The organism is Ohtaekwangia sp. (assembly GCF_036786105.1).
In the GTDB taxonomy this organism is placed as follows: domain Bacteria; phylum Bacteroidota; class Bacteroidia; order Cytophagales; family Cyclobacteriaceae; genus Ohtaekwangia.
Genome location: NZ_DAIQRQ010000063.1, coordinates 27,034 through 31,347 on the forward strand (window position 1 = coordinate 27,034; position 4,314 = coordinate 31,347).

The 4,314-nt window shown below is 45.8% G+C and carries 4 protein-coding genes; 3 read left to right on the plus strand and 1 reads right to left on the minus strand.

Features of this window, described 5'->3' with window-relative positions; genetic code table 11:
* The first annotated feature begins 153 nt into the window (after positions 1-153).
* The 3 genes from rlmN (at position 154) to V7Q33_RS19595 (ending at position 3,970) form a co-directional block, all read left to right on the plus strand.
* Positions 154-1,197 carry a 23S rRNA (adenine(2503)-C(2))-methyltransferase RlmN gene (gene rlmN, locus V7Q33_RS19585; RefSeq protein ID WP_331982766.1) on the plus strand — a complete coding sequence of 348 codons (1,044 nt, stop codon included), beginning with the start codon at positions 154-156 and terminating at the stop codon, positions 1,195-1,197.
* A gap of 200 nt (positions 1,198-1,397) precedes the next feature.
* Complete coding sequence (locus tag V7Q33_RS19590) at positions 1,398-2,729, plus strand: AAA family ATPase (protein ID WP_333820972.1); 1,332 nt, start codon at positions 1,398-1,400, stop codon at positions 2,727-2,729.
* On the plus strand, positions 2,726-3,970 hold the full coding sequence (locus V7Q33_RS19595; protein WP_333820973.1) for a tetratricopeptide repeat protein: 1,245 nt from the start codon (positions 2,726-2,728) through the stop codon (positions 3,968-3,970). The genes V7Q33_RS19590 and V7Q33_RS19595 overlap by 4 nt, the downstream gene beginning before the upstream one ends.
* A gap of 14 nt (positions 3,971-3,984) precedes the next feature.
* Here V7Q33_RS19595 and V7Q33_RS19600 read toward each other — a convergent pair.
* A partial coding sequence (locus V7Q33_RS19600; RefSeq protein ID WP_333820974.1) for a DUF6576 domain-containing protein occupies positions 3,985-4,314 on the minus strand: 330 nt, incomplete at its 5' end.

Sequence of the window (4,314 nt, forward strand, 5' to 3'; positions counted from 1 at the left end):
AGAAGCGCCATCGTAGATTAATCGAGGGCCCCTATAAAATCATTTACTACATCGAAAATAACGTTGTTTATGTAACTGATATCTTCGATTCACGACAGGATCCACTGAGCATGAAAGGTTAACAGTTTTCTTCAGTACCTTTGCACCCTTATGGTGGAGACAGTTTCTAAACGCGACATACGCAAGCTGAAGCTTGATGAACTGAAGGCTTTCTTTGTAGAGCATGGCGAAAAACCGTTCCGTGCCCAGCAGGTATACGAGTGGCTTTGGAATAAATCGGCCAAGAGCTTCGACCAGATGACTAATCTCTCCGTAAGCCTGCGCGATATGCTGAAGGAGCATTTTACGATCAACCACATCAAGGTAGATCACATGCAGCGCAGTGAAGACGGTACCATCAAAAATGCAGTAACGCTATTCGATGGCATGGTGGTGGAGTCCGTTCTCATTCCCACCGAAAAAAGAATTACCGCCTGCGTTTCATCACAAGTAGGCTGCAGCCTGGCGTGCAAGTTCTGTGCAACCGCACGCCTCAAACGCCAGCGAAACCTGAGTCCTGATGAGATTTACGATCAGGTAGTGGCCATCAAAGAACAAGCAGAATTATTTTTTAACCGCCCCCTTACCAACATTGTGTTTATGGGAATGGGTGAACCGTTGCTGAACTATAGCAACGTTATATCGGCCATTGACAAGATTACCTCGCAGAAAGGTTTAAACATGGCCACCAAACGCATCACGGTTTCTACAGTAGGTATAGCAAAGATGATCATCAAAATGGCAGACGATGGCGTGAAATTTAACCTGGCGGTATCGTTGCATGCTGCGCTGGATAAAACACGTTCTTCCATTATGCCGATCAATGATACCAACCCGCTTAACGAACTGGCAGATGCACTTCGTTACTGGTATCAAAAAACAAAGCGAAAAGTTACCTACGAATACGTGGTATGGAAAGGCGTGAACGATACGGAAGAACATGCGAAAGCTTTGCTGAAGTTTGCCAAAATCATTCCGTCCAAAGTAAATCTCATTGAGTATAACCCGATCGATGACGGAGATTTTCAACAGGCATCTCCCCAAGTGCTGGAAATGTATATGCACTTGCTGGAAAGTAATGGCATTACTACCCGCATTCGTAAAAGCCGCGGTAAAGACATTGATGCTGCCTGCGGGCAACTCGCGAACAAAAGCTGACTTTTAGCTTGTGAGCTACGAAAAGATACACCTCTAACTGGTTTTTGCCTCCAGCTGCTGGCCCCTGAGCACTTTGCATTTCCCGGGCAGCCAGTAGCCTGAAGCCTGCAACCTTTTATCCAAAAGCTTACCGCTATTTCCATTCAAACATATTGTCTGGGCGACTCTATCTTCGGATATTTCCGTCAAATTGTGCACCGATGCAGGAAGAACTTATTCAAAATTTACGCGAAGCGCTCAAGCTTTCTCCTCAAAACATACCCTTGCGATTAACACTGGCGGAAGCCCTGCTCGGAAACAATCGGATGCAGGAAGCGGAAGCAGAATATAAAGTGGTGCTCGAAAGTGAACCCCAAAACATACAGGCAAAAGCCGGACTGTCTAAGATTTATTTTGCTCAGGAAAAATATTCAACGGCCATCGTTATACTCGAAGACCTTATCGAGCTTAAACCGAACGATGTAAGCCTGCTTATGCTGCTGAGCCGCTCGCTTCTGCGCAACGATGAGAAGAGCAAAGCTATGGATTACTACAAGCGCGCCCTGCAACTCAACCCGGCTTTGCTTGACGAAGAGCTGGATCAATACCTTCGTAAACCTGCGGCTCCTCCACAGGCACAAGGTGAAATGGAACAACTGCTCGAATCCATCGAAGAAGAAGTGCGCAGTATGGAACGCCCCACGGTAAATTTTGATGACGTGGGCGGCATGCAAAAAGTAAAAGACGAGATCAAAATCAAAATTATACAGCCGCTTCTTCACCCGGAGCTTTATAAAGCATACGGTAAAAAAGTTGGCGGAGGCATTTTACTCTACGGCCCTCCGGGCTGTGGCAAAACGCATTTGGCGCGCGCCACGGCCGGGCAGATTAATGCCAGCTTTATATCAGTGGGTATACACGATGTGCTGGATATGTGGAGTGGCCAGAGCGAACGCAAGCTCCACGAACTTTTTGAACTGGCCCGCAGACGTACACCTTGTGTGTTATTCTTTGACGAAATAGATGCACTCGGAGCAAGTCGCTCGGATATGCGCCACTCGGCCAACAAAACGCTCATCAATCAATTCCTTACGGAGATGGATGGACTTGATTCTTCCAACGAAGGAGTACTGATTCTCGGAGCTACCAACGCACCGTGGCATCTCGATGCTGCCTTCCGAAGACCGGGAAGGTTTGACCGGATCATCTTCGTGCAGCCTCCCGATGTAGAGGGAAGAAATTCTATTCTGAAAATATTACTGAAAGAAAAACCAGTCGATTCGATAGACTATGCAGCATTGGCGAAGCAGACTCCGGATTTCTCAGGGGCGGACCTTCGTGCTGTTATTGATGTAACCATCGAAGATAAATTACGCGAATCGTTCGACAAAGGTATACCTCAGCCAATACGTACCAAAGACCTGCAAGCTGCTATAAAACAAATTAAGCCCTCCACCAAAGAATGGTTCAATACCGCCCGTAACTATGCGTTATATGCTAACGATTCGGGACTATACGATGAGATTCTGGAATATCTAAAGATCAAGAAATGATTCAGTCACTATTAGAGCGTGCACAGCAGCTTGTAACGCAGCAACGGTATAAAGATGCAGAAACTGCATTGCGTTCAGTGCTATCCATTGAACCCAATAACACAACAGCACTCGCATTGTTTGCCATTTGCTTATCCGAACAAGATAACCAGCCGGAAGCAATCAAAGTAATTCAGAGCGCCATCGGCAATGAATCTGACAACGATTACCTGCTATACCTGGCATCGCTGTTCTACTTCAAAGACGACAAGCCGAAAGAAGCTGAAAAATTTATCCGCAATGCGATCTCGTACGATCCTCACAACGCTGACTATCTTGGATTGCTCGCAGGTATTAAACTGAGCCAGAAAGAATGGAAGGAAGCACTGGAGTTTGCCAACAACGGTTTGGAAAATGATCCGGATAATCTCCAATGCCTCAATGCCCGCTCTACAGCATTATATAAACTCGACAAGAAAGAGGAAGCATACTCTACCATACAGGAAGCACTCAATAAAGATCCGGAGAATGAGTTAACGCATACCAACATCGGCTGGAGCTTACTGGAAAAAGGTGATCACAATAAAGCATTGGAACATTTCCGCGAAGCGCTCAAGATCAACCCGAACTATGCCTATGCCAAGGCGGGGCTTGTAGAAGGATTGAAAGCGCGCTATTGGTTCTATCGTATCTTTTTGAAGTATGCCTTCTGGATATCGAACTTCAAAAACGGAGGACAATGGGCTGTAATTCTGGGGCTATATTTCGGAGTAAAAATATTGAGAGGCATTGCTGCCAGCAACGAAACACTGGGCGTATTTCTATACCCGATCATTTATCTATATACTGCTTTCGCGATCTCCACATGGGTAATTACACCACTCTCCAATCTGTTTCTGCGCTTGAACGTGTACGGTCGCTATGCGCTGACAGAAGAAGAGACAAACTCCTCAAACTTTGTCGGTATATCTTTGCTGCTGAGTATTATCGGGTTTATAGCGTATCTGTTTACAGGCAACTTCCTGTTTATAATGCTGGGCATTTTTGGCATTGCCATGATGATACCATTATCGTCTATGTACAACCCGGTAAAAAAGAGCAGGCAAAATATACTGATGATCTATGCCGGCATTCTGGCATTTATCGGTTTTGGAGCTATGTACGAGTTTATCAGCACCGATGAAGTGGGCGTACTGGCTCCGGTATTTATTTTCGGAGTAGTGATTTACCAATGGGTTGCCAACGCACTCATTATGCGTTAGCATCCTGTATTTCCTTATTGCTTTTTGCTGGCCTTGAAAAGTTTGTCCTTTTCTTCTTTGGTAAGGCTTTCGTAGCCACCGTCTGATATTTTATCCAGGATGGCATCGATCTCTGCTTGTGAGATTGATGGGGCTTTTTGCTTGGCGGCTGTCTTTTTATAGGAAGACTCTTCATTTCTATATGTAACCTTTACCCTGGGGCGGGGCTTGAAGAGTTTCTTTACCCAGTCTATTATAACGGTGATCCAGCCTCCCCAGTTATTACCTGCCTGCAGTTGCTTGATGTATACAAAACCAATCAACGCTCCGCCCAGGTGCGCTATATTTCCACCGGCGTTGGATTG